This window comes from Rhodoferax mekongensis (assembly GCF_032191775.1).
Classification (GTDB): domain Bacteria; phylum Pseudomonadota; class Gammaproteobacteria; order Burkholderiales; family Burkholderiaceae_C; genus Allorhodoferax; species Allorhodoferax mekongensis.
Genome location: NZ_CP132507.1, coordinates 1,504,874 through 1,530,137, shown reverse-complemented (window position 1 = coordinate 1,530,137; position 25,264 = coordinate 1,504,874). Strand labels below are relative to the sequence as shown.

At 57.7% G+C, this 25,264-nt stretch carries 24 protein-coding genes; 22 read left to right on the top strand and 2 right to left on the bottom strand.

Annotated elements, in window-relative coordinates:
• Nucleotides 1–1,104 (bottom strand): nucleotidyltransferase family protein, encoded by a 1,104-nt coding sequence (locus tag RAN89_RS07515; protein ID WP_313868981.1) that lies wholly within the window; start codon nt 1,102–1,104, stop codon nt 1–3.
• Entirely contained in the window at nt 1,105–2,121 is a 1,017-nt protein-coding gene (gene galE / locus RAN89_RS07510) for a UDP-glucose 4-epimerase GalE (protein WP_313868980.1), read from the bottom strand. It abuts the gene before it with no gap.
• 336 nt (nt 2,122–2,457) lie between these two features.
• Here galE and epsA point away from each other — a divergent pair, with 336 nt between their 5' ends.
• From epsA to RAN89_RS07400, 22 genes are all read left to right on the top strand, one after another.
• A complete protein-coding gene (gene epsA, locus RAN89_RS07505) occupies nt 2,458–3,261 on the top strand; it encodes an XrtB/PEP-CTERM-associated transcriptional regulator EpsA (RefSeq protein ID WP_313868979.1) in 804 nt (267 codons plus the stop codon).
• A complete protein-coding gene (locus RAN89_RS07500; RefSeq protein WP_313868978.1) occupies nt 3,254–4,675 on the top strand; it encodes an undecaprenyl-phosphate glucose phosphotransferase in 1,422 nt (473 codons plus the stop codon). Before epsA ends, RAN89_RS07500 begins: the two co-directional genes overlap by 8 nt.
• Before the next feature lie 3 nt (nt 4,676–4,678).
• Nucleotides 4,679–5,878 carry an XrtB/PEP-CTERM-associated polysaccharide biosynthesis outer membrane protein EpsL gene (epsL, locus tag RAN89_RS07495; protein WP_313868977.1) on the top strand — a complete coding sequence of 400 codons (1,200 nt, stop codon included), beginning with the start codon at nt 4,679–4,681 and terminating at the stop codon, nt 5,876–5,878.
• Nucleotides 5,879–5,890: 12 nt separating this feature from the next.
• Nucleotides 5,891–6,844, top strand: a complete 954-nt coding sequence (locus RAN89_RS07490) for an EpsD family peptidyl-prolyl cis-trans isomerase (RefSeq protein WP_313868976.1) — start codon at nt 5,891–5,893, stop codon at nt 6,842–6,844.
• 43 nt (nt 6,845–6,887) lie between these two features.
• Nucleotides 6,888–7,691 (top strand): polysaccharide export protein EpsE, encoded by an 804-nt coding sequence (gene epsE / locus RAN89_RS07485; RefSeq protein ID WP_313868975.1) that lies wholly within the window; start codon nt 6,888–6,890, stop codon nt 7,689–7,691.
• A gap of 15 nt (nt 7,692–7,706) precedes the next feature.
• A complete protein-coding gene (epsF, locus tag RAN89_RS07480; protein ID WP_313868974.1) occupies nt 7,707–9,083 on the top strand; it encodes a chain length determinant protein EpsF in 1,377 nt (458 codons plus the stop codon).
• Nucleotides 9,080–9,931 carry a chain length determinant protein tyrosine kinase EpsG gene (gene epsG, locus RAN89_RS07475; RefSeq protein WP_313868973.1) on the top strand — a complete coding sequence of 284 codons (852 nt, stop codon included), beginning with the start codon at nt 9,080–9,082 and terminating at the stop codon, nt 9,929–9,931. Before epsF ends, epsG begins: the two co-directional genes overlap by 4 nt.
• Before the next feature lie 11 nt (nt 9,932–9,942).
• On the top strand, nt 9,943–10,851 hold the full coding sequence (gene xrtB / locus RAN89_RS07470; RefSeq protein WP_313868972.1) for an exosortase B: 909 nt from the start codon (nt 9,943–9,945) through the stop codon (nt 10,849–10,851).
• Nucleotides 10,848–11,525: an exosortase-associated protein EpsI, B-type gene (gene epsI / locus RAN89_RS07465; protein WP_313868971.1), complete on the top strand. Its 678-nt coding sequence runs from the start codon at nt 10,848–10,850 to the stop codon at nt 11,523–11,525. Before xrtB ends, epsI begins: the two co-directional genes overlap by 4 nt.
• Before the next feature lie 9 nt (nt 11,526–11,534).
• Entirely contained in the window at nt 11,535–12,650 is a 1,116-nt protein-coding gene (gene gmd / locus RAN89_RS07460; protein ID WP_313868970.1) for a GDP-mannose 4,6-dehydratase, read from the top strand.
• A gap of 3 nt (nt 12,651–12,653) precedes the next feature.
• Nucleotides 12,654–13,601, top strand: a complete 948-nt coding sequence (locus tag RAN89_RS07455; protein WP_313868969.1) for a GDP-L-fucose synthase family protein — start codon at nt 12,654–12,656, stop codon at nt 13,599–13,601.
• Between the two features lie 54 nt (nt 13,602–13,655).
• The gene (locus RAN89_RS07450) at nt 13,656–15,197 is read left to right on the top strand and encodes a lipopolysaccharide biosynthesis protein (RefSeq protein WP_313868968.1); all 1,542 of its coding nucleotides are present in this window, start codon (nt 13,656–13,658) and stop codon (nt 15,195–15,197) included.
• A complete protein-coding gene (locus tag RAN89_RS07445) occupies nt 15,194–16,648 on the top strand; it encodes an O-antigen ligase family protein (RefSeq protein WP_313868967.1) in 1,455 nt (484 codons plus the stop codon). The genes RAN89_RS07450 and RAN89_RS07445 overlap by 4 nt, the downstream gene beginning before the upstream one ends.
• 7 nt (nt 16,649–16,655) lie before the next feature.
• A complete protein-coding gene (locus tag RAN89_RS07440; protein WP_313868966.1) occupies nt 16,656–17,465 on the top strand; it encodes a glycosyltransferase family 2 protein in 810 nt (269 codons plus the stop codon).
• Nucleotides 17,462–18,259, top strand: a complete 798-nt coding sequence (locus RAN89_RS07435) for an O-fucosyltransferase family protein (RefSeq protein WP_313868965.1) — start codon at nt 17,462–17,464, stop codon at nt 18,257–18,259. Before RAN89_RS07440 ends, RAN89_RS07435 begins: the two co-directional genes overlap by 4 nt.
• Before the next feature lie 68 nt (nt 18,260–18,327).
• Nucleotides 18,328–19,539, top strand: coding sequence for an endo-1,4-beta-xylanase (locus RAN89_RS07430; protein ID WP_313868964.1), 1,212 nt, complete (start codon nt 18,328–18,330; stop codon nt 19,537–19,539).
• On the top strand, nt 19,536–20,705 hold the full coding sequence (locus tag RAN89_RS07425; RefSeq protein WP_313868963.1) for a glycosyltransferase: 1,170 nt from the start codon (nt 19,536–19,538) through the stop codon (nt 20,703–20,705). Before RAN89_RS07430 ends, RAN89_RS07425 begins: the two co-directional genes overlap by 4 nt.
• 58 nt (nt 20,706–20,763) lie before the next feature.
• Nucleotides 20,764–21,285 (top strand): serine O-acetyltransferase, encoded by a 522-nt coding sequence (locus tag RAN89_RS07420; protein ID WP_313868962.1) that lies wholly within the window; start codon nt 20,764–20,766, stop codon nt 21,283–21,285.
• Nucleotides 21,278–22,405, top strand: a complete 1,128-nt coding sequence (locus RAN89_RS07415; RefSeq protein ID WP_313868961.1) for a glycosyltransferase family 4 protein — start codon at nt 21,278–21,280, stop codon at nt 22,403–22,405. Before RAN89_RS07420 ends, RAN89_RS07415 begins: the two co-directional genes overlap by 8 nt.
• 475 nt (nt 22,406–22,880) lie before the next feature.
• A complete protein-coding gene (locus RAN89_RS07410; protein WP_313868960.1) occupies nt 22,881–24,032 on the top strand; it encodes a glycosyltransferase family 4 protein in 1,152 nt (383 codons plus the stop codon).
• A complete protein-coding gene (locus RAN89_RS07405) occupies nt 24,029–24,793 on the top strand; it encodes a WecB/TagA/CpsF family glycosyltransferase (RefSeq protein ID WP_313868959.1) in 765 nt (254 codons plus the stop codon). The genes RAN89_RS07410 and RAN89_RS07405 overlap by 4 nt, the downstream gene beginning before the upstream one ends.
• Nucleotides 24,783–25,262 (top strand): GDP-mannose mannosyl hydrolase, encoded by a 480-nt coding sequence (locus RAN89_RS07400; RefSeq protein WP_313868958.1) that lies wholly within the window; start codon nt 24,783–24,785, stop codon nt 25,260–25,262. Before RAN89_RS07405 ends, RAN89_RS07400 begins: the two co-directional genes overlap by 11 nt.
• The last annotated feature ends 2 nt before the right edge of the window (nt 25,263–25,264 follow it).

The following is a 25,264-nucleotide window of genomic DNA, read 5'->3' as shown; positions in this document are numbered from 1 at the left end:
TCAGGCCCGGGCATCGCCCCAACGCAAGCGTGACGTATCGTCTCCCGAATACAGAGTTTCACCGTGACGGTTCACGCAGTACAAGCGGGAAATAATCATCTCGTGGAAATGCATGTCTGGCGCGATACGGGTGTACTCAAACAGAATGCCTCGCGTAATTCGTGCTCCAGACCGGATCACGCTCCCGTGCCCTATCCACGAGGGTCCAATAATGGTCGCCCCCTCTTCAATCTTGACACTGGAGCCGATGTACACCGGCCCTTCAATCTTTACCTTGTCCCAGGGAATGCTGGTATTCAGCCCCACCCACACACCGGGCTTCACTTCCTTGCCTGGCATGGGCATGTTCTCCACTTCGCCTTTGAGCACCCGCTGCAGGACTGTCCAGTAGTCGCTCACGCGCCCGATATCAATCCAGTGGAAAGGCCGGTTCTGCACATAAAACGGCGAACCATCCTGCGCCAGCTGCGGAAACAGCTCGGACCCGATGTCATACACCTTGCCCTTGGGCACCTTCTCCAGAATGGCCGGCTCGAAGATGTAGATGCCAGTACTGGCAAGCGTAGATTTGGCCTCTTCAGGCTTGGGTTTTTCCTGAAAGGACTGAATACGCCCTTCGCCATCGGCCACCACCACTCCGTAGTTCTGCACTTCTTCCGGGGGCACATCAAGGGCCACCACACTTGCCAACGCACCTTTGGCCTTGTGCTCTGCAATGGCTGCGGTAATGTCCAGGTCAATCAGCGCATCACCACAAAGCACCAGGGTGGTGTCATCGAAGAAACCACTGAAATCCTGGATGCGTCGCATGCCCCCTGCAGAACCCATGGGCCTAGGCAGAATGTCCCCGTGCTCGCGCACGCCTTCGTAGGAGTAAGCAATCTCCACCCCCCAACGACTGCCATCCCCAAAATACTGCTCGATACGCTGGTGGTGGTACGCCACATTCACGATGATCTCGCGGATCCCGTGCCGGGCAAGATGCTCAATCAAGTACTCCATCACCGGCTTGCCCAAGATAGGCACCATCGGCTTCGGCAGGTCCTTGGTCAGTGGACGTACCCGTGTGCCTTGGCCAGCAGCCAAGATCATTCCTTTTGCCATTCAATTTACTCCCTTGTAGCCATTCGGATTATTTTTTTGCCAGTTCCACGTGTCTGCACACATGGCATCCACTCCACGCTCGACGGACCAGCCCAGCAATTCCCGAGCCAACGCAGGGTCCGCCCAATAAGCGTCCAAATCCCCGGCGCGGCGTGGTCCTATCTTTACGGGCACGGCTTTGCCACTCGCAAGTTCAAAGGCACGAACCAAATCCAAAACACTGTGGCCCACGCCTGCACCAAGGTTGATGGCATTGCAGCCGGCACTTCTCGCCAGATACTGCACAGCCTTCACATGCCCAAGGGCTAAATCAACGACATGGATGTAATCCCGAACCCCAGTGCCATCAGGCGTAGGGTAATCGTTGCCCCATACATTCAAAAACTCACGCCGCCCCACAGCCACTTGGGCCACGTACGGCATCAGATTATTCGGAACCCCTTGAGGATCCTCCCCCATGCGACCAGACGGGTGGGCACCTACCGGGTTGAAATAGCGCAATATCGCAAAACGCCAAGTCTCATCACTCCGGTACAAATCCCGCAGCATGTTTTCTACGGCCAGCTTGGTTTGACCATACGTGTTTGTCGCAGACAAAGGGTGTTTTTCTGTGTAAGGCAAAAATTGCGGTACACCGTACACGGTAGCCGACGAACTAAACACCAACTGCTTGATGTCGAGCGCCTTCATGGCTTCCAACAATCGCATGGTTCCCACCACGTTGTTGTCGTAATAACGCAAAGGGTCCGACTCTGACTCGCCCACAGCTTTCAAGCCAGCGAAATGGATCACTGCTGTAGCTCCGCTATCGGCCAAAGCGCTGCGCAAAGCATCTCCGTCACGAATGTCACCCGCTATCACCCTCACCGTTTTGCCTGTGATCAACTGCACCCTGTCGAGCGCTTCAATCTGGCTATTGGCAAAGTTATCAAACACGGTCACATCCATGCCTGCGTTCAACAACTCCACGCAGGTGTGCGAGCCAATGTAGCCAGCACCGCCGGTGACAAAAATCATTCTTCACTCCCGTTTTGTTGAGGTGGAGTTTAGCGTTTCGGTCGCAATCCAAATGGACTACGAATAAGCCGTTTGCGCCATGGCACGGACACCAAGAAGGGAGACCCCGTCCACCATTTACGGCTTTCCCCGATCTCTTCTGTGCGCCGCATTACACAAGAGCCTTGGCACTTAAAAACTATAAAAAAATGTGAATTAGTTCACATTGTTTGTTGCGAATAGCACCAATGACTAAAAAATCACCCATTTGGGGGATAGGCGGGTCCGAATGGACTACGTACCATCGCGCACTTGTTACTAAATCAGCAATAACCCTTAGTTATTTTGTTACCTGCCATGTCTTTTCTGCCCTCGCTCTCTACCGAGGAACTCCATCACTACCACCGTGTGGTCACCCACTCGGTGGAGGTGCGCAGCCATTTCGACATGCTGATCTGGCTGCAAGGTGACATGCAAAAGTACCTTCCGCATGACATCCTGATCGCCGCCTGGGGGGACTTTTCTACCGGTGCGGTACAACACGACATCATCTCCGCCATGTCGGGGGTGCGCTCACATGCTGCACACACCGAGCCCCTGACTCCGCTTCTGACCCGCCTGTTCGCCCGCTGGACGGAGTTCGGCAAAAAGCCTTTCAGCCTGAATGCAGGTCAATCCGGCTTCTCTGTGGATGACGCTGGCCTGAAAAGTGCATTGGGTAGCGCTCTGCTCAAAATGCGTTCGGCCACGGTGCACGGCATTACAGACGAACGTGGCAGTCACGATTGCCTCTACGTGGTTTTCAGTACCAAGGAACATTTCACGGAAAAAGAGCGTAGCACCATGGCCATGGTCCTGCCCTACATCGACACTGCCCTGCGCCAGGTTGAGCATCTGCCGCACCAGGCAAGTGTGCCGCCTGGTGCACCTATCACCCCAAACACCAGCCCCATGCCCACAGAGGCAGAAGTCCTGACCGAGCGGGAGGCAGAGATCCTGAAGTGGGTAGCCCTCGGTAAAACCAACCCCGAAATCGGCAGCATTCTGGAAATCAGTGCATTCACCGTCAAAAACCACATGCAGCGAGTCTTCAAAAAGCTCGATGTTTCCAACCGCGCCCAGGCAGTGGGCAAATTCCGTGCTTGGGTCAACCATGTCTAAAGCACATGTGACGTTTTCCGCGGCCGAATTCAACAGAGGAAATGAGCATGCCTCCATGGGACGCGACAACCTGCTTGGCATCCTCGAATCCTGCATCTGCCCCGCGGCACTGGTGGGCTCACTCTGGGCGCTCGCTTTTTTATACGAGGGCGACATACCGCCCGCCTATCTGCTGCTGGCAGTGCTGACTTTTGCACTGACCTTCCCAGGTGAAGCCCGCTTGCAGGCATCCAAAGCAGGAAGCCTGCTCGATATCGGAGTCAACTGGTTCTGGATTGCCGGGCTTCTTGGAATGACCGGCTATGCCACCGGCTACATCCGCCAATTCGACCTGCAAGCACTCGCTGCTTGGTTATGGTTAGCCCCTTGTACGGAAATCGTGCTGACTTTCGGTCTTCGCATCGCAGCGCCTGCCATCATCTCCCTGCAGGGTCCCAGACAAAGGGCACTCATTGTCGGCATGAACGAACAGGGACTAGCCCTTGCCAACAAGTTGAAGGCGTCGCCCTACACCCGCATAGAGGTGGCAGGCTTTGTGGACAGCCGCAGTACAGACCGTCTGAATCGCGACGCCAGCTTTCCACTATTGGGCAAACTCGACCAATTGGCTGCCATCGCCAAAAATGACCGCATCCAGGTCATCTACCTGTCACTACCCATGGCGTCGCAACCCCGCATCCTTCACATCCTGGACGAGCTCAAAGACACCACGGCATCCATCTACTTTGTGCCAGACATGTTCGTCACCGACCTGATTCAGGGCCACCCTAGCGCAGTGTGCGGCATGCCGGTCATTTCCGTATGCGAGACCCCGTTCCGCGGCACCAACGGCATGGTCAAGCGCCTGAGTGACATAGTTTTCTCCCTATGCATCCTGATCCTTATCGCGCCGGTCCTGTTGGTCATTGCCCTGGCCGTCAAATTCACGTCTCCGGGGCCGGTGATCTTCAAACAGCGCCGCTACGGTCTTGATGGCGAAGAAATTCTTGTCTACAAGTTCCGATCCATGACCGTCACGGAAGACGGTGGCGTAGTCACCCAAGCTACAAAGAACGACAGTCGCATCACCCCGCTGGGTGCGTTTTTGCGCAAAACCTCGTTGGATGAGTTGCCACAGTTCATCAACGTTCTGCAGGGGCGCATGAGCATCGTAGGCCCCCGCCCCCATGCCGTCGCGCACAACGAGCTGTACCGCAAACTCATCAAGGGCTACATGGTGCGCCACAAGGTCAAGCCCGGGATTACCGGCTGGGCGCAGGTCAATGGCTACCGGGGCGAAACTGACACCCTCGAAAAAATGCAAGGTCGTATTGACTACGACTTGGACTACCTGCGCAACTGGTCCCTGCGCTTGGACATTCACATCATCCTGCGCACCGTGCGCCTGGTGGCCAAAGACCAACAGGCTTACTAGATCATGCGCAACGTCATTTCCCTTTTGCCCGTGGCGCTGGTCCTTGCGGCTGCGCAAGCGGTACAAGCCCAACAAGACCCGCTGACATTGAGCGCCGGCTACACCCTGCAAAGCGACAGCAACCTGTTCCGCTTGCCTGCCAACGCCAACGTCCAAAACCTGACTGGACAAAGCAGTGCTTCAGAAACCATCGGAGTCACGACCGTAGGCCTCGGATTCAACACACGGCAAAGCCTGCAAACGCTGTCCGTCAACCTCGACCTCGTGGACTACCAGTATCAAAAGTTCAGCTACCTCAGCTTCACGGCCAACAACTACAACGCCAGCTGGCAATGGGCCATCACCCCCCGCGTCACCGGCACATTCAGCACAGACCGCAAAGAAACGCTCAACAGTTTTGCGGACTTTACCGGCTACCGGCAGCGCAACCAGCGACTGGACACCAGCACCCGTTTTGATGCCACCATTCAGCTCGATGGCCCTTGGCGCCTGATTGCGGGCGCCAGCACCACCCGGCAGGAAAACCAGCTTGCGCAAGTCACAGGCAGCGATTTCACCACCAACGCCGTGGATGCCGGTGTGCGCCATGTGTTCAGCTCTGGTAGCTCTCTCAGCTACCAGATGCGGGTTGGTAAAGGCAATTACTTGAACCGCACCGTGCCCAACACGAGTGCCTTGGATGACCAATACACCCAGATCGACAATGACCTGCGTCTGCGTTGGGACCTCGGGGGTGGCACTTCCGCCAGCGCCAATCTCACCCACATCAACCGCACCCACCCGCTGTACGGCCAGCGTGACTACAGCGGCTTCAACACAGGTGCGGGCCTGAACCTCGCACTCAGCGGCAAAACCAGTATCAACCTGGCCTACAGCCACGTGTTGGATGCCTATGCCGCGAACAACAGCAACTACAGCAGCACCGACCGCATCAGCGTCGGGCCCGTCTGGCAGGTCAGCCCCAAGGTAGGAGTTCGCTTCAAGCACGAGTGGGCTCAACGCAGCTACCTCGGCAGCCCCACAGCCGGTACCAGCAGCAACCGCCAGGACATGACCCGGGACACAACGCTCTCAGTGAACTGGCAACCCCATGACCAATTGGCCCTCAGCGCAGCCCTGCAAAGCGCCAGCCGTGGGGTTAACCAAGCCGGCCTCGACTACGACAGCACCATGCTGCTCTTCACCGCACAACTTACCTACTAAGGCAACCGAACCATGAAAAACACCCGTTTTACCGCCACCTTGTTGGCCGCCGCCATCGCAGTCACCCTCGTCGCCTGTGGAAACAAAGACGGCAAGAAAGCCGCCACCCAAGTGGCCGCCAAAGTGGGCAGCGAAGAGATTTCCGTGCACCAGATCAACCAAGTGCTGAGCCGCACCAATACCAATGGTGCCAGTCCTGAGGCAGTGCAAGCCATGGGTAAAGAGGTACTGGAAAAACTCATAGACCAACAATTGGCCGTCGACCAAGCCACCGAGAACAAGCTCCATCGCTCCCCCGATGTGGTGGCTCAAATCGAAGCCGCCCGACGCGACATCCTGGCCCGCGCCTACATTCAACAGGTCAGCGCCAGCGTTGCCAAACCCACCCCTGAAGAAATCAAGAAATACTTCACTGAGCACCCACAGCTCTTCAGCGAGCGACGCATCTTCAATGTGCAAGAGATCGTGGCACCGAACCAGCCCGAAGTTGCAGCACTGCTGAAGAGCCTTGTTGCCAGCGGAAAAACTCCCGAAGAAATTGCTGCCGCGCTGAAAGCCAAAAACATCCAATTCAATGGTGGCAGCAGTACCCGCGCAGCAGAACAAATTCCCCTGGACGTGCTCCCCAAAATCCACACCCTCAAAGATGGGCAGGCTACCGTTCTTGAAGCACCGCAGGCCATCACCGTCGTGCGGGTGGTGTCATCCCAGGCTTCTCCTGTGGGGCAAGAGGCCGCACTCCCGCGCATTGAACAGTTTCTGATCAACCAGCGCGCCGGTGAGGCAGTGGCCGCCAACCTCAAGCAATTGCGCAGCACCACCAAAATTACGTACATGGGCGAGTTCGAAAACGGCGCGGCAGCAGCCGCTGCACCGGCAGCGCCCGCCACCCCTGCCCCCGACGCTGCCCCCACTGACGACAAAACCAAATCTGTGATCGAAAAAGGCATATCCGGTCTGAAGTGAACCTCATACCCCCTGCCCGTCTCCATCCGATGAACACACCATCATGAAAAAACTCTTCACCCTGTTTGCCGCTGGTCTGCTCGCCCTGTGCAGCATGGTCACCCACGCGCAAGACGGCAAGTCCGACTACCCGCTGGGCGCCGGCGACACCATCCGTGTGCAAGTGTTCCAGAACCCCGACCTCACCATTGAAACCCGGGTGTCTGAGAGCGGCATCATCACCTACCCGCTGATCGGTGCGGTACCACTGGGCGGTCTCTCGGTTGCAGCGGCCGAGAAGAAAATTGCGGATGCCCTGCAGACTGGCGGCTTCATCCAGAAGCCCCAAGTCAACATTGCGCTCATCCAAATCCGCGGCAACCAGGTCTCAGTACTGGGCCAGGTAGCACGCCCCGGCCGCTTCCCGCTGGAAACTGTCAACACCCGCCTGAGCGACATGCTCGCCAACGCAGGTGGCGCCACCGCTGCGGGCGATGATGTGGTGGTGGTCACCGGCATTCGCGACGGCAAAGCCTTCCGCAAAGAGATCGACATTCCCTCCATCTTTTTGGACAACAAGGCCCAAGACAACCTGCTGCTGCAGGGTGGCGACACCATCTATGTGCACCGCGCCCCGGTGTTCTTCATCTATGGCGAAGTGCAGCGCCCCGGGTCGTTCCGCATCGAGCGCGACATGACCATCATGCAAGCCCTGGCCCAGGGCGGCGGCCCCAACGCCCGCGGTTCTGAAAAACGCCTGCGCCTGCACCGCAAACTGCCCAACGGCACGGTGCAACAAATCGAGCCCCAGCTCACCGACGCCGTGCAGGCCAATGACGTGCTTTACGTCAAAGAAAGCATCTTCTAAAGAAGGCTCCTGACCATGACACTCCAACAATTTCTGCTGATTTTGCGTGCACGCTGGACGGTTGCGCTACTCGTCTTCGTATTGACGGTGGCCACCACCGTGACGGTGAGCCTGCTGTTGCCCAAACAATATACCGCCAGTGCTGCAGTGGTGGTGGACGTCAAGTCCCCCGACCCGGTCAGCGGCCTCATGCTGCAAGGCATGATGGCTCCAGGCTATATGGCCACCCAGGTAGACATCATCAACAGTGACCGCGTAGCCCAAGCCGTGGTGAAAAACCTGCGCATGGACACCAGCCCCGCTATCCAAGCCCAGTGGCAAGAAGCCACCCAAGGCAAGGGCCAGTTGCGTGATTGGCTGGCCAATTTGTTGCAGAAGAATCTGGACGTCAAGCCCAGCCGCGAAAGCAACGTCATCAGCATCAACTACACCGGTGCAGACCCCGAGTTTGCAGCTGCAGTCGCCAATGCCTTTGCCCAGGCCTACATGGACGTCAACCTCGACCTGCGTGTAGCCCCTGCCCGCCAGTTCGCGGCCTTCTTTGACGAGCAAACCAAAGCGGCCCGCGGCAAGCTCGAAGCCGCACAGCAAGCGCTGTCGGACTACCAGCAAGCCAACGGCATTACATCCGCCGACGAGCGCATGGACTTTGAAACCGCCAAACTCAATGAGACCAGCAGCCAGCTCACCGGCGTACAAGCACTGACTACCGACAGCTCCAGCAAACGCCAGACTGCCAAAGCCGACACCATTGCAGAGGTCATGCAAAGCCCGCTCATCAACGGCCTGAAGGCCGACATCGCCCGCCTGGAAGCCAAGCTGAACGAGTCCAGTGGCAATCTGGGCAAAAACCATCCGCAAATTCAGCGCACCGAGGCGGAACTAGCCACCCTCAAGGCCCAGCTGGACGCAGAGACCCGCAAGATCACTGCGTCGATTGACACGACCTACCAGGTCGGCAAGCAGCGCGAAGCCCAGCTGCAAGGCGCCTTGGCCGCGCAAAAAGCCCGTGTGTTGCAACTCAACAAGCAGCGCGACGAGCTGAACGTGCTGCGCCGTGATATTGAATCTGCTCAGCGGGCGTTTGAGATCGTGAGCCAACGTGCCTCACAAACCAACATCGAGAGCCAAACCAACCAAACCAACATCGCCGTGCTGAACCCCGCCAGCCCGCCACCCACCCCCTCCAAGCCACGTGTGCTCATCAATGTGTTGGCGTCCGTTTTTCTGGGCACGCTGTTGGGGGTGGGTTTGGCATTGACTCTTGAGATCCTGAACCGCAGGGTCCGATCTACAGAAGACCTCGTTGAAGCACTGGAGTTGCCTGTGCTGGGCGCTATCAGCTCCGCATCGGGCATGTTCAAACGCACCGCCATCGGAGTAAGCGCATGAATGCCAATACCAAAACCATTGGCGACATTCTGGTCGCCACCGGCCGCCTGACGGCAGAAGACGCAGCCCGCATCGTCGAGCGACAGCGTAAGGACCAGGTGCAGTTCGGCAAGGCCGCCTTGGCCCTGAAGGTACTGAGCAAAGACGACATTGACTTTGCCCTGAGCAAACAATTCGACTACGCCTACCTCAGCGACCAGGACCAAACCGTCAGCCCCGAGTTGGTGGCAGCCTACAAACCCTTCAGCCGCGTGGGCGAAAACCTGCGCGCGGTGCGCAGCCAACTCATGCTGCGCTGGTTTAACACCGACCCCGCCCGCAAGGTCATGGCCATTGTGAGCCCTGGCAGCGGCGAAGGCCGCAGCTTTGTGGCCGCCAACCTCGCTATCGTTTTTGCCCAACAAGGTGAGCGAACATTGTTGATCGATGCCGACATGCGCTCCAAACCCGAGCGCAGCCAGCACAGTTTGTTCAAGCTGGGCAAGAGCGCAGGCTTGTCTGCCATTTTGGCTAACCGGGCAGGGCTTGAAGTAGCCCAACTCATCCCGGGGCTGCCGGGCTTGGCGGTGCTGCCAGCGGGTGCCACGCCCCCCAACCCGCAAGAGCTACTGGGCCGCCCGGCTTTTGGCGACCTGTTGCGTATTGCCAGCCAGCAGTTTGATGTGATCATCATCGATACACCTGCCGGCGCCGAATTTGCAGACGCAGAAATCACCGCCGCTCGTGCGGGCGCTGCCCTGTTGGTAGCCCGCAAAAACAACAGCCTGGTACCGCTGGCCAGCCAACTTGGCCAACGCCTGCAGGATAGCGGCGTGGCGTTGGTTGGCTCCGTGTTGAATGACGCCTGACAGGTATTGATGTGAGCTCCGTTACCCCCAACGTCTACACGGGCAAGCCCAGCTTGCGCGAGTCTTTTGTGCATTGGTCACCCCTCATCATCGGGCTGGCCGTGCTCTATGTGCCCAGCCTCTATGAGCTGTTCACGGGCATTTGGGCCAAAGACGAACAAATGCATGGCCCCATTGTGTTAGGTATTTCGTGTTGGCTTATTTACCGCAACTGGCCCACCATGCTGGAGGCCAGCTACGGCAACAAAGGCAGCGCCTGGGGCTGGGTGTTTTTCGTGTCTGGTCTCCTTTTGTATGCGCTTGGCCGATCGCAGGACATCTTGCTTTTTGAAATCGGCTCCGTCATCTGGCTGCTGATTGGCATTGCGCTACTGAACTTGGGCCCCCAAGCACTCAAAGCGCAGTGGTTTGCGCTGTTCTTCATGCTGTTCATGGTGCCATTGCCCGGCGCCGTGGTCGACACGGTTACCATGCCCATGAAGATGGCGGTGTCCTATGTGGCCGAGCATGTGCTGTTTTGGGTGGGGTACCCCATAGGCCGCAATGGCGTAATCCTGCAAATCGGTCAGTACATGCTGCTGGTGGCAGATGCCTGCGCTGGCCTGCACACCCTGCTCACCCTGGAAGCACTGGGCCTGTTGTACCTCAATCTGGTGCGCCGCGACTCGCTGTTTCGCAACGTGAGCTTGGCAATTCTGATCGTCCCCATCTCGTTTACGGCCAACGTCATCCGCGTGATGGCACTCAGCCTGATCACCTACCACTTTGGCGATGAAGCCGGCCAAGGCTTTTTGCACGGCTTTGCCGGCATGGTTTTGTTCCTGAGTGCCTTGTTGCTGATCATCAGCTTTGACAACTTGCTCATCACTTTCGAGCAGCTCAAACGCCAGCGCCATTCAACCCTCAAAGGTGCTGTATGAAGCTGCAATTCAAAACCCTTTTGATGCTGGTGCTCATGGTGCTTGCCGCCTGGGTTGCACACGCGAGCAGGCCCACAGAACTCATGGCCAAAACTCGGGGCAATCCCAAGCTTGAGGCCATCGTTCCAGCCAACTTTGGAACATGGCGCCAACTGCAAATGTCAGCAGGGCAAGTGATCAACCCCCAGCAGACTGAGTTGCTCAACAGCCTTTACTCCCAAATCCTGACCCGCACCTACGTCAATGACCAAGGTTCCATGGTCATGCTGTCGATTGCCTATGGAGAAAATCAAAGCGATGGGCTGGCACTCCATATTCCCGATGTGTGTTACCCCGCCCAAGGCTTCAAAGTCAATGGCAGTGGCAACACCCTGCTATCCACCAAGCACGGAAACATTCCTGTCAGGCGCCTGCAAACCGAACTGGGGCAGCGCAAAGAACCCCTCACCTATTGGACGACAATCGGCAACCAAGCAGTTCAGGGCGGCACTGCCCGCAAACTGGAGCAATTGCGTTACGGCTTCCGTGGTCAAATTCCGGATGGCTTGATTTTTCGAGTCTCGAGCATTAACAGCAACACACCCATGGCCTATGAATTGCAAGCGCAATTCATCAGCGAACTGCTGGACGCCATCCAACCCCCACAACGTCAATTTTTATCGGGCCTTTTGTAAGCAAACACTATGAAAAAAGTAGCACTCATCACCGGCGTAACCGGCCAAGACGGTTCTTATTTGGCAGAGCTCTTGCTCAAAAAAGGCTATGAGGTGCACGGCATCAAACGCCGCGCGTCCAGCTTTAACACTGACCGTATCGACCACCTGTACCAAGACCCCCATGTATCTGAGCGGCAGTTCACCCTGCACTATGGCGACCTGACCGACAGCAGCAACCTGATCCGCATCATTCAGCAGGTGCAGCCGGACGAAATTTACAACTTGGGCGCCATGAGCCATGTGGCCGTGTCGTTTGAATCGCCCGAGTACACCGCAGACGCCGACGGCATGGGCACCTTGCGTATTCTGGAAGCTATTCGCATCTTGGGCCTGGAGAAAAAAACACGCTTTTACCAAGCGTCTACCTCTGAGCTGTATGGCCTGGTGCAAGAGATTCCGCAGAAGGAAACCACCCCCTTCTACCCCCGCAGCCCCTATGCGGTGGCCAAGATGTATGCCTACTGGATCACGGTGAACTACCGCGAGGCCTATGGCATTTACGCTTGCAACGGCATCTTGTTTAACCACGAAAGCCCGCTGCGCGGCGAAACCTTCGTCACCCGCAAGATCACCCGCGCCATCAGCCGCATTGCGCTGGGCCTGCAAGACTGCCTGTACCTGGGCAACCTGAGCGCCCTGCGCGACTGGGGCCACGCCCGCGACTATGTAGAAATGCAATGGCTGATGCTGCAGCAAGACAAGGCAGAAGACTTTGTGATTGCCACCGGCGTGCAATACAGCGTGCGCCAGTTTGTCGAGTTTGCAGCGGCCGAGTTGGGCGTCAAGCTCGCATGGAGCGGCGAGGCAGAAAACGAAATCGGCACCGTGGTGGCCGTGACCGGTACGGATGCCAAGTGCAAGGTGGGCGATGTGATTGTGAAGGTAGACCCCCGCTACTACCGCCCTACCGAAGTGGAGACCCTGCTGGGCGACCCCGCCAAGGCCAAGGAAAAGTTGGGCTGGGTGCCCACGACCAGCCTGCAAGAGCTGGTGGCTGAAATGGTGCAAGCCGACTTTACGGCCGCCAAGCGCGATGCGCTGGTCAAGCTGGCCGGCTTCCAAACCTACGACCACCACGAGTAAGCCATGGCAACGATTGCAAAAGACGCGCCCATTTTCGTGGCTGGTGCACGCGGCATGGTTGGCAGTGCCCTAGTGCGCCGACTTCGGGCAGGAGGCTACACCAAGGTTCTTGCGCCCTACCGCGCCGAGCTGGACCTTACGCAGCAGGCCCCAGTTGAAAGGTACCTAGCGCAGCACCAGCCTGCCTATGTCTTCATCGCGGCAGCTAAAGTAGGCGGAATCCACGCTAACAATATCTACCGCGCGGACTTCCTCTATCAGAACCTGCTTATTCAGAACAACCTCATCCACGGTGCGCATCTTGCCGACGTGCAGAAGCTCATGTTCCTGGGATCTAGTTGCATTTATCCCAAGCTGGCGCCGCAGCCCATCAAGGAAGAGTACCTGCTGACCGGTCTACTCGAGTCCACCAACGAGCCCTATGCGATCGCGAAGATCGCTGGCATAAAAATGTGCGAAGCCTATAGCGCACAGCATAAACGCGAATACATCAGCGTTATGCCGACCAATCTGTACGGTCCCAACGACAACTACGACCTGGCCAACAGTCATGTGCTGCCTGCACTAATCCGCAAGGCGCACGAAGCCAAACTGCGTGGTGATAAGCAGTACGTGGTCTGGGGTAGCGGTCAGCCGCTGCGAGAATTCCTCTATGTTGATGATCTGGCAGATGCCTGTGTGTTTCTGTTTGAGAACCAACATACCGACACCCTCATCAACATCGGCTCAGGCAGCGATGTCAGCATCGGCGAACTCGCCGAGACCGTCATGAAGGTCGTGGGTTTCGAAGGTGAGATCGTCTTCGACACGAGCAAGCCCGACGGCACGCCGCGCAAGCTCATGGACTCTTCGCGGCTACGGAAACTCGGCTGGGCACCCAAAGTCACGCTCGAAGAGGGCATCGCCCTGGCCTACCGCGACTTCATGGCCACCATCGCCAAACAAGAATAGGCATGAAGACGTGTTCGGCATCTCTCCAGTGTGGTCTTTGCGCGCGCCCGCCCTATGACAGGAAATGAGCAAAACGATGCATCGGCCTCAAAGTCCAGCTTGGGACACAAAACGGCAGTCGCTTTTAGCTGGGGAGTGTTTGCCAATCTCCTGAAAATCGCTCTGACGCTGGTCGTACAAGGGGCGATGGCCCGCTTCCTAGGCCCAAGTGCATTTGGTCTTTTCGCCATGGGCATCATGGTCATGGGGCTGGCGAGCTACTTCGCAGATATGGGCATCTCGACGCGTCTGGTGCAGCAGCAGACCATCGACAATGACGACATCGCATTCGCGCTAGGCATCAATCTCATGATGTCAGGCCTGATTGCGTTTGGCGTCGTGGCCGGCTCGGACTATTTGGCGCTATTCTTTGGTGCGCCAGAGGCATCGCTCATCTTTAAGACCATGGCCCCTGTTTTCGTCATCAATTCCGTGGCATCGGTCTCAGTGAGCCTGCTGCGGCGCAACCTCGACTACCGCACAATACAACTTGCCAATTTGGGTGGCTATGTCGTGGGCTTCGCGATTGTCGGGATGCTGTGCGCCATCTTTCTGGCCTCGGCCTACGCCTTGGTCGCAGCCTACCTTACGCAGGCACTGGTCAATTTCCTTATGCTGTATCGCAACACACGCCATGCGTTCCGGCTGGATTTCTCCTTTCGGAAGCGCGGCGAACACCTTGCTTTCGGCGGCACCGTGCTGGCGACTAACCTCATCAACTGGTGTGGTGGCTCGATCGACAAGCTCATCGTCGGACGCACCTTCAATGTCCAGAGCTTGGGCCACTATTCGGCTGCCTACAACCTGATCTTCGCCCCGATCGGTGCGCTCTATCAGAATCTCCAATCAACGGTCTTTTCTTCAATGGCGCGCATGGACGCCGACAAGCCACGCATGCGGGAGGCCTACTTGGAACTTGTTCGGGCAATATCGCTGCTAGTCCTGCCGGCCTTTGTCTGCGCCTACATGCTGGCGCACCCGCTCGTTCTTGTCGTCTATGGCGCCCAGTGGAGCGCATCGGGCGCGTTTGCTCAGGTGTTCTGCCTCATGGCACCGCTGCAACTACTTTGGGGCATCTCCACCCCTGTGCTGTGGAATACGGGGCGCAAGTCCGTCGAGGCCAGCGTTCAGATCCCGTTCATCCTGCTCTCCGCAGTGTCCATGGGGCTGGCCGCCAAACATTCTTCGCTAGCAGTAGCGCAAGTGGCCGCCGTCGCCTTCTGCCTAAGAACCGTGACGATAATGATGTTGGCCTGCCAGACGCTGCAGATCGGCGCCCGGCAGTTCGCGCTGGCAATTCTGCCCGCATTGGTTCTGAGCGCCTGCACCGGCGTTGTCGCCTGGCTGGTCGAGACGCAACTCGCTGCGCTGCATGTCCTCGCACTGCTGCGGCTCGTCATCGGGGGACTGGTCTTCGCCGGTACCATGGTGCTGGCTGTTCTGATGGTCCCCAGCCTCATTCCACGTACCCTGGCGGCTATCTTGCAGCGCCTGAGCGCACGTGCACCGCAATGGGCGCATCCCATCCTTAAGCGTATGAACTCGGGCCAGACATGAGCGAAATCGACACCGTCCTGCGCTCTTGGCCATTGCTTGCAGGCGCAATGTTGTTCGCGCTGGCGCTAGTGCTGGGCTTCGCGAGCTTCGTCCATCTGGGCTCCAATACGCGAATGGAACTCCTGGGCGTGTATTTCGTGGGAGTGCCTCTGGCCATGGCGACGGCCGTCATCTTGGGCGGACGCGACCTCACCCGCATGGCTGACTCGCCATTTGAAATCGATCTGAGCGCGGCCGAATCTGGCAATTGGATTTCCAGAGGCCTAACCTTACTCTGTCTCGGTATAGCTGCCGAGCGCCTAGTCAGGTATTACTTAAAAAAGGACTATCGGCACGCGAAAGGCAAGGGCTTGGTATGGGCTGCCCTGTTCTATATCCTAGGATCGAACATGATGCCCGCGCTGCTGGGCACCGCCCGTGGGTTCACCCACCAGACGCTCTATGCGCTGCCCATTTTCATGGCCATCTTCGCCTATGCACAGGGGGAGACCGTTCAGATTCTGCGCTGGACCAGAAACACGCTGCTGGGCTTTCTCGCGCTGTCCCTGCTCTGGCTAGCCATCAACCCAACGCTCGTGGCAGAAACCAACTACCGCGCCGGCATCATTCCCGGCGCCACGCTGCGCTTCTACGGCTTCGCAACCCATCCGAACACCCTGGCGCCGCTGTGCTTGGTGTTGCTGGGCTGCCTACGCCTGCAGCCCTTTGCGCGGACCTCGCTCAACGCCCTGAGCTGGGCCGTGGCCGGTCTAGCGCTGGCTCTGACCCAGTCCAAGACCTCGTTCTTTCTCGTCGGCCTCGCACTGCTGTATTTCTGGTACTTCGATTCCAAACGCCTGCTAGTCGCGCGCGGCTCCATGCACTACCAACGTTGGTCACTCAAGCTGGTCACACTGGCCGTAGGAGGCGCCGCAGCGATTGCGGCCTTTGTGCTGTACTCCTCGCTCAGCGGCGGCTCGATCGGTGACCGCCTTGCCGATTTCTTCGACAATAACCAGTTCGGTACCTTGACGGGACGTACCCAAATCTGGACCGCGACCTTCCAAGCGCTCGCTGACAACCCGGCATTCGGCTATGGCCCCGGGCTCTGGGGCATAGAGTTTCGGAACAAGACCGGCCTGCAATTCACCCATGCGCACAACCAGTACATCCAGACGCTGGGCTCTGCGGGCATCGTCGGTCTGGTCACTTTGATCATCTACCTGGCAGCCTTTGGTCTTTTTGCTTGGCGCGCTAACCGGTGCACCCGGGGAGTCTCAATTGGCCTATTCCTTTTTATCGTTTTTCGCGGTATCACCGAAGTGCCTCTAAAGATGGATAACCCGTTCCAGAGCGAATTCCTTACGCAGATGTTCCTGCTTGCGCTATGCGTCGGTAGTTTCCCCGCTCCCCCTGCCTCGGAGGCAACAGTGCGGTGCGCAGAGCCCGAGTGCGCGTCCACCCCTTCCTAGTCCTTCCATGACTTCCGTACCCACCTTTCCCCAGCGTGCGCCCGGCAAAACCAAGCGCCCTTGCTTTTCCATCATCACCGTCTGCTGGAACGCGCAGGATTCGATTCGCGAGACGGGCAACTCGCTGGCTGCGCAGTCGTTTGACGACTACGAATGGCTGGTGGTCGATGGCGCCTCAAGCGATGGCACGCTCGCTGAAGTCGAGCGCGTAGCGATCCCCAACAAACGCGTTCAGTCCCAGCCCGATGCCGGCATCTACGATGCAATGAACAAGGCCATCCGACTCGCAGAGGGCGAATGGCTCTACTTCCTGAATTCGGGCGACCAGCTTCACGATTCTGACGTACTGCAGGACATCCACGCCTTTGTGCAGACGCGTCCCGACAGCACACTCATATTCGGCAATGCTCGCTACACTGGCCATGGCACAAGTTTCATCAAGCGCTTCTCGCACATCAACAGATGGATGCTGGTATTCGAGGACCTCAACCACCAAGCGACTTTCGCCCATCGCACTCTGTTCGAGCGCATCGGAGATTTCAAGCTGGAGTTCCGCTACAGCGCTGATTACGATTGGTTTTTGCGCGTCTTTCGCTCGGACGCAAAGACACATTACATCGACCGCACTCTGTGCCGCTTCCTCGTAGGAGGTGCGCATTCAGCCAATCTGGAAAAACTAGGACAGGAACGCCAGGGCCTGCGCCTTCAGTATGTTTCGCGACCTTCGCTTTGGCTAGGCAAGCGCCTCGCGGGAATTCGCCGCCACTACTACGAATGGCGGGATGCGCAACTGTCTAAGCAAGAGCAATTGAAATGATCACCGTGTTACCCGAAGGCGGACTCTGCAACCGCATGCGCGTCGTGGCATCGGCTTGGCTGCTGGCCAAGGAAGCAGGCCAGCCCATGCGTGTGCTCTGGCACAGGACACCCGATTTCAATTCCCGCTTCGATGCGCTTTTCGAGAGCCGAGGCCTGCCTTTCGAGGTTGTCGAAAAGAAAGCCATGCTGCGGCCGCAACGCGCAATGTTCCGTGTCTTCGATACGCTCGCTGGTCTGCGTGGCCAGCGCGTGCTCACGCAGGACAATACGAGCCCCGGCCATTTCGACATGGCCTCTTTCGTTTCCACGCTGTCTGGGCGCGACGTGTGGGTGCGCACCAACTCCAGACTCGCCGTAGCGCCTGGCATGTTCTCCCTGTTCCAGCCGACCGGCGAAGCCGCGCAGCGTATCGCGGAATTGCAACCGCAGCTCCAGGGCAGCATAGGAGTGCACATCCGTGGTACGGACAACGTGAAAGCTAGGTCGGAAAGCCCTTTAAGCACCTTTCTGGCGCACATGCACGGCGCGCTGCAAGCCACGCCTGATACGCGCTTCTTTGTCGCAACCGATGAACCGGCAGCGCTCGCTGCGGTGCAGAAGGATTTTGGCGATCGCGCTTGGGAATACCGTAAGCGCGCCTATGCACGCGACGACCAGACCGCCATCGTCGATGCTGTGGTCGACCTATTCGCCCTCGGCGCGTGTGACGCGTTGATTGGAAGCTACTGGAGTTCCTTTACTGATACAGCAGCAGATCTACGAGGTATCCCATGCACCATCGCCAGAGCATGATCACCCTCCCCGCCCTGCTCAGGGTCCTATTGCTGCCGCCCCTGTTTGCGTTGTGGCCCCTAATATCAATGGCCGCGATCACGGCTGAAACTCTAGTTCCCCCCGGCGGAAATGCAGTTTTCGGCAAGGCCTATTTTGGTGGACATGTGCACAACGCGGACAAGCAACGCAACTGGCCAGATGTTCCGCTTGGATCACTGCGCCTATGGGACACGCGCACAGGCTGGCTGCATGTGGAACCGCAGCGCGGCAACTGGCAATTCGAAAGGCTTGACGAGTTTGTCGGCTGGGCCGAGTCGCGCGGTGTCAAAGTTGTGCTGCCGCTGGGCATTACACCGCGCTGGGCTTCGGTACGCCCCAACGAAGAGGGCGCGTATGGTTTGGGCACAGCTGCGGAGCCCGCAGACCTCGAGACCTGGCGCAACTATGTGCGCACTGTGGCAGCGCGCTACCGGGGCCGCGTGGAGGCCTACGAAATCTCGAATGAGGCGACGGAGAAAAATTTCTACTCCGGCTCCATCCCCATGATGGTCGAGCTGGTCCGCTCGGCCAGCCAAGAGATCCGCAAGATCGACCCGTTGGCAAAAACCATACTGCCCTCCGGCGTAGGACTGGATCAGCGACTCGAATGGCCAGCGCAACTCCTGGCGGCGGGCGCAGGACCCTATGTGGATGCAGTCGCATACCATCTCTACCACGGCGGCAGCCCGCCAGAGACGCTGATTGCTCCAATTCGGCGCTTGCGGAGTAACCTTGCAGCGGCCGGATACGAAAAGCTTGAGCTCTGGAACACCGAGTCCGGCTACTGGATGCCAAATGAGACGGCCACCTGGTCGCAATGGGAGCGAAACTGGATGGTGTCCGAGGAGACCGCACAAGCCTATCTGCCGCGCGATCTGCTCCTCGTACGGGCCATGGGATTTGAGCGCTTCTTTACCTACTCTTGGGACAACACCAAGATGGGAATGATCAACCCTCAGACACGAAAGCGCCGGCCGCTTGCCGATGTGTTTGGACAAACGATTTCCATGCTGCTACGCAGCACCCTGCATCGCTGTGACCGCGATGTGCAAGGTATTTGGCAATGCCAGCTCACCGCAGCCAATGGCAAGCGCCAAATCGCCATGTGGCTGGACCCATCTGCCCGCAAGGCCGAGCTGCAGATCGCCCCGCCACTGCCAGGCAAATGGATGGCCCTGGACGGCACGGCCGTCTGGCATGCGCCCACGACATCCACCACAGCCGGCCCGGTAGTGAAACTTTTCACAGAACAACCATGACCCCAACAGCCTCCATCCACATGGCATCGTCTCCGAAGCAAAAGCTCAGTAGCATGCACAGCTCCATTCTCGTATCGCACGGCTTTCAGTCGCACTACGAACTGGGCTTTGCCAATGGCCTGGCCCAGAACCATGTACAGGTCACACTGCTGGGCTCAGACACCACTCTCGCAGACAAGCTTGCCGAGCAGGTTGAGTTCATTAACATCCGGGGCCCGCAATCTCCCAACCGTAGCCGCTGGGCAAAGCTCAAAAACATGGTGGGATACCACTTCAAGTTGCTACGGCATGTGGCCACCCACCGACAAGCCCAGGTATGCGTCATCGGACTGACAAACCCCGAACTACTGGTCGGGATTCTCGAAGGCTTTTTTTTGCGCGTCGTCGCACGGCGCTATTGCCTCACAGTACACAACATCCTGCCCCACGACAAACACACGGCGTGGATGAAATGCCTCTACTGGCTCATCTACCGCCTGCCGCACTTGTTGCTCGTCCATACCCCGGAGACTGCCCAGGCGCTGACACGCGAATTCGGCATCGATAGCCGCAAGATTGTGGTGGTGGAGCATGGGGCCAACGACGCAGTGGAAAAGTCCAGCCTGACCCCTGCACAGGCCCGCGAGTCGCTGGGCTTTGAAGCAAACGACCGCGTGCTTTTGTTCTTCGGCGGAGTGGCTCCCTACAAAGGCCTGGACCTGCTGCTCGACGCACTCGAGCGCCATGCCGGAACCCGACTGCTCGTCGCTGGACGCTGTCCGGACTCCGAGTACGGCCGGGCGATGCGTGACCGCCTGCAGACCCTGGTGCAGAACAAGAAAGCCATCTGGAGGAACGGCTACCTCGATGAATCCGCAATTAGCCTGGTGTTTGCCGCTGCAGACGCCATTGTGCTGCCGTACAGGCATATCGACCAAAGCGGTGTATTGCTGCTCGCACTGACTCTGGGGACGCCATTGATCACCACTCGCGTAGGCAGCTTCAGCAGCCTAGTGACACCGGCGACCGGAGTACTTGTAGAGCCCTTCGACAGTAATGCACTGGCACGGGGAATCACCGAGTTTTATGCGGCCTTGCCGACACTGCAGCCCGAGCACATGGTTGCAATGGCTGAGACCCTGGCCTGGAAGAACACGGTCAAGCCCTTGTTGTTTTGGCTAACTTGACCATGCTGGGTAAACCATTTTTCGCAACACCGCGTTGACGCCTCGAGACCAACCCACAATGCGCGACATCCTTCAAGACTGGAAAGTCAATACCGGCAACACCAAAGGGCGGCTCGTTCTACTTAGCTTTCGCCTGGCCCAAAAAATCAGGAGAGCACCGAAACCCATCTTTTGGCTCGGGATTCCCTATCTGGTCTTCTACCGCTTACTCATTGAGTGGGTGCTCTGCATCGAACTTCCTTGGAACACCCAAGTCGGCCCAAGTCTGCGCCTTTATCATGGTATGGGTTTAGTTGTAAACGACCAAACCGTTATTGGCCGCAATGTAGCCTTGCGCCACAACACCACCATTGGCGTAAAGGAAACCTTACCTTTTGGTACACGGGCTGCACCCACCATCGGGGACGATGTTGATATTGGCGCGCATGTAGTGATACTGGGGCCAATCACCGTAGGCAGTGGTGCACGTATCGGCGCAGGCTCGGTGGTTGTCAAAGACGTGCCGGAGGGGGCCACCGTTGTAGGTAACCCGGCAAGGGTCATACACATTGCGACGATGCCGGAGGCTACTTGTGCATAAAAAAATAGTGGTCGTTCAACGCCGCATGACGCATTACCGCTTAGCGTTCTTCGAGAGCCTTCGCCAGCAAATGACGGAGCGTGGTTTGGAGCTCGTGCTTGCTTACGGAGTTGGCACAGCTGAAGAGCAAGGCAAAAACGACAGCGCAGAGATCGCTTGGGCACACAAGTTAGCCACCAAATACTTCTGGGGTGGGCGCATTTGCTACCAACCACTAAAGAGCGTTTGTAATCAGGCAGAGATGCTCGTCATAGCCTTAGAAAACAAGCTGGTTTGCAACCTGTGGCACCAATTCGCACCCGTACCTTACAAAGTGGCTTTGTGGGGTCATGGTGCGAACCTGCAAGGTAACCCAGGCTCCTGGCGCGAAAAATTCAAGCGCCGCGTGGCTCGCCGGGCAGATTGGTGGTTTGGCTACACCGAGCACAGCAGACCTTTGATCGCTCAAAGTGGCTTCCCAGCCGACCGAATCACCGTATTGAACAACGCAATCGATACGGCGGAAATGCGTAGTCAGTTTGAATCGATCACCCCTTCAGAACTTGCTAATTGGCGTGCAGCCCAAAAAATAGGCAATGGCCTTCTAGGAATATTTCTAGGCTCTTTTTACCAAGAGAAGCGGCTCGAATTTCTGTTCGAAGCGGCAGGGGCCATGCGATCACAGGTACCTGACTTTGAGCTTCTGCTGGTCGGTGCGGGTCCGCAGAAATCATTGGTTGAGGATTTTTGTGCCAAGCACGAATGGGCGCACTTTGGCGGCATGCTGAAAGGTCGCGACAAAGTGCTCGCTTTGGCCAGCGCCACTGTGATGCTCAACCCTGGTTTGGTGGGGCTGGGCATATTAGATTCGTTTGTGTGTGAAGTGCCAATGCTCACCACCGACTGTGGCCTTCATAGCCCCGAGATTGTGTATTTGGAGCCCGGCGTTAATGGCTTAATGACGACAAATTGCCTAGACGACTACGTCAGACAAGCCATTGCTCTTCTCACCGACCCTGCCAGGCTGAATGCCATGAAGCTAGGTTGCAGGAAAAGTGGGGGCGAATACACGGTAGAAAACATGGCTCGTAATTTTGCGGATGGCGTAGAGCGCTGTCTAAAAGTGGGCGATCCAAAATGAAACAAGTTCCTCAAAATGTTGATGCACGTGACGTGCGCAGTGACCCCCTAGGGGGAATGAATAAATTAATCAACTGGGTATTTACAGGCAAGAAGCCCAGTATTTTCCGAAAGCTGGTTGGTCTCGTTTTGCATATTGAATTACCAGCACTCCAAAACCCCGTGAGAATCGCGCACCCTTTCGGTATCACCATCAATCCTGGGGTCAGAATTGGAAAAAACGTAACGCTTTTCCAGTGTGTCACTATAGGCTCTAAGCGCCATGGCAGAAATGCGGGTGTGCCCATCATTGAAGACAACGTAGTTCTCTACCCAAACGCTGTTGTTGTGGGGGGGGGTAGTTGTAGGAGCCGGGGCAACGATAGGACCTGGCGCCGTCGTCGTAACCGACATTCCTGCTGGCTCGACGGCAGTCGGCAATCCTGCACGTGTACTCCAGCCGTCCAATGAGTAATAGAAGTTTGTTACGTGCATTAATGGTCCACAACGCCTACCAGCACAAAGGCGGTGAAGACACGGTCATGGAGGCCGAAGTTGCCCTGTTGCGTAGTAAGGGCCATGAGGTTGAGCTATTCACCCGCCACAACGATGCCATAACCTCAATGTCTAAGGTCGCAGCCGCTGCAAACACCGTTTGGGCGAAGGACGTGGCTTCCGACTTTGAAAACACCGTACGCACCTTCAGGCCAGACGTAGTGCATGTCCACAACACGTTTCCGCTGATATCGCCCGCTATTTACTGGGTTGTAACACGGCTACGGGTGCCGGTGATTCAAACCCTGCACAACTTCAGACTCATGTGCCCCCAAGCCATGTTTCTGCGCAACGGTAAGGTGTGTGAGGACTGCTTGGGCACTGTGCCATGGCGTGGGGCCGCCAGGGGCTGCTACCGTGGCTCGGTGTTGCAGAGCACCGTGCTGGCCGGCATGGTCACGGTGCACCGTGCCATGGGCACCTGGCAAAACAAGGTAACCCGCTACATCGCACTCAACGAGTTTTGCCGCGGCAAGTTTATTGAAGGCGGCCTTCCTGCAGAGCGGATTGCCATCAAACCCAACTTTGTGGACTTCGAACCGCCAGCTCCTGCTGCGCGGCAGGGCTTTTTGTTTGTGGGCCGCCTTTCATCCGAGAAAGGAGTCGATGTGCTGGTCAACGCCCAACGCCAGTTGGCTGGCAGCACGCTTCGAGTTGCTGGCACAGGGCCAGATGCGCCCTTATTAAACGAGGTGCCGGGGCTGACTGCACTCGGCGCCCTTCAAATGGAGCAAGTGCGCCATGAGATGAGTGCGGCCATGGCAATGGTGTTGCCCAGCATTTGGTACGAGAATTTTCCTCGAACGCTGGTGGAAGCGCTGGGTTGCGGCCTGCCGGTGATCGCCAGTCGAATCGGCGCGCTTGCTGAGTTGGTCAAAGACGGCGAAACCGGTCTGTTGTTTGAGCCGGGTAATGCTGACGACTTGGCCCAAAAAATGCGGTGGGCGATGGCCAACCCGGAGGCCATGGCAAGCATGGGCCATAAGGCACGCAAACAGTACGAGGCAGAGTTCACTGCTGAGCGCAATTACCAACAGTTGATAGAAATTTATGAGTCCGCTATTGCGGAAGTGAAAGCCGGGTTGAACCCATGACGATGCTGAAAACAACAGTACAAGTTCTTCGGGCACCGATCGACGCAGTCACTTGGCCCGACGCCCTCTCGCGCATAGCGACTTGGGCTGCCGCACGCGAAAGCCGCTATGTGTGCATCTGCAACGCGCACTCGGTAGTAACCGCTGGGCAAGACCCGGCATTTGGCACCGTGGTGGCGCAAGCCGATATGGCAACACCCGACGGGGCCCCGGTCGCCTGGATGATGCGCAAGCTGGGTTTCGCAAACCAGCAGCGCATTAATGGGCCGGACCTGATGTGGAAATACTGTGCAGAGGCGGCCGGGCGCAACGAGTCGATTTACCTGTACGGCGGCACCGAAGAAACGCTCACCATCTTGCAAGCCAAGCTGGCAGCGACTTACCCGGCACTGCGGGTGGCGGGGGCATATTCGCCGCCGTTTCGCGCACTCACCGCTGAGGAAGATGCTGCGGTGGTAGAGCGCATCAATACATCGGGCGCGGGCACGGTGTGGGTGAGCTTGGGTTGCCCCAAGCAAGAGTTGTGGATGGCTGCGCACCGCGGGCGCATTCAGGCGGTGATGATTGGGGTGGGCGCTGCGTTTGATTACCAGGCAGGCACCATTCAGCGTGCACCGTTATGGATGCAAAACGCGGGCTTGGAGTGGCTGCACCGCTTGGTGTCTGAGCCACGCCGCTTGTGGCGACGGTACTTGGTGACCAACACTTTGTTTATTGCGGGTGCTGCCCGCCAACTGCTGACGCGCCGCCATGCTGAGTAAAGACGTTTTTTTGGGCGTAGTAGACGCGGCACCCCTGGTGGCCATGGACCTGGTGGTGGTGCGCGGCGGCACCGAGATATTGTTGGGCTTGCGTAACAACCGGCCGGCACAGGGCTTTTGGTTTGTGCCGGGCGGGCGCATCCGCAAAAACGAAACCATGCAGGCAGCACTGGCCCGGGTGGCGCACGACGAGCTGGGCCTGCTGCTGGCTGATTTGCCGGTGCCGCCCCGTCATATGGGTGCCTTTGAGCACTTTTACACTGACTGTTTTGCGGGGGATGTGGGGGTGTCCACCCACTATGTAGTGATGGGCAACCTGGTGCAACTGCCTGCTGGCACCGAGCTTGCTGCGGCCGACGCCCAGCACAGCGCGCTGCACTGGTGGCCGCTGGCCGAGGCACAGGCCTCTGCCGAGGTGCACCGCTTCACCAAAGACTATGTGGATACCATATTGCTATCAAAAATATAGCT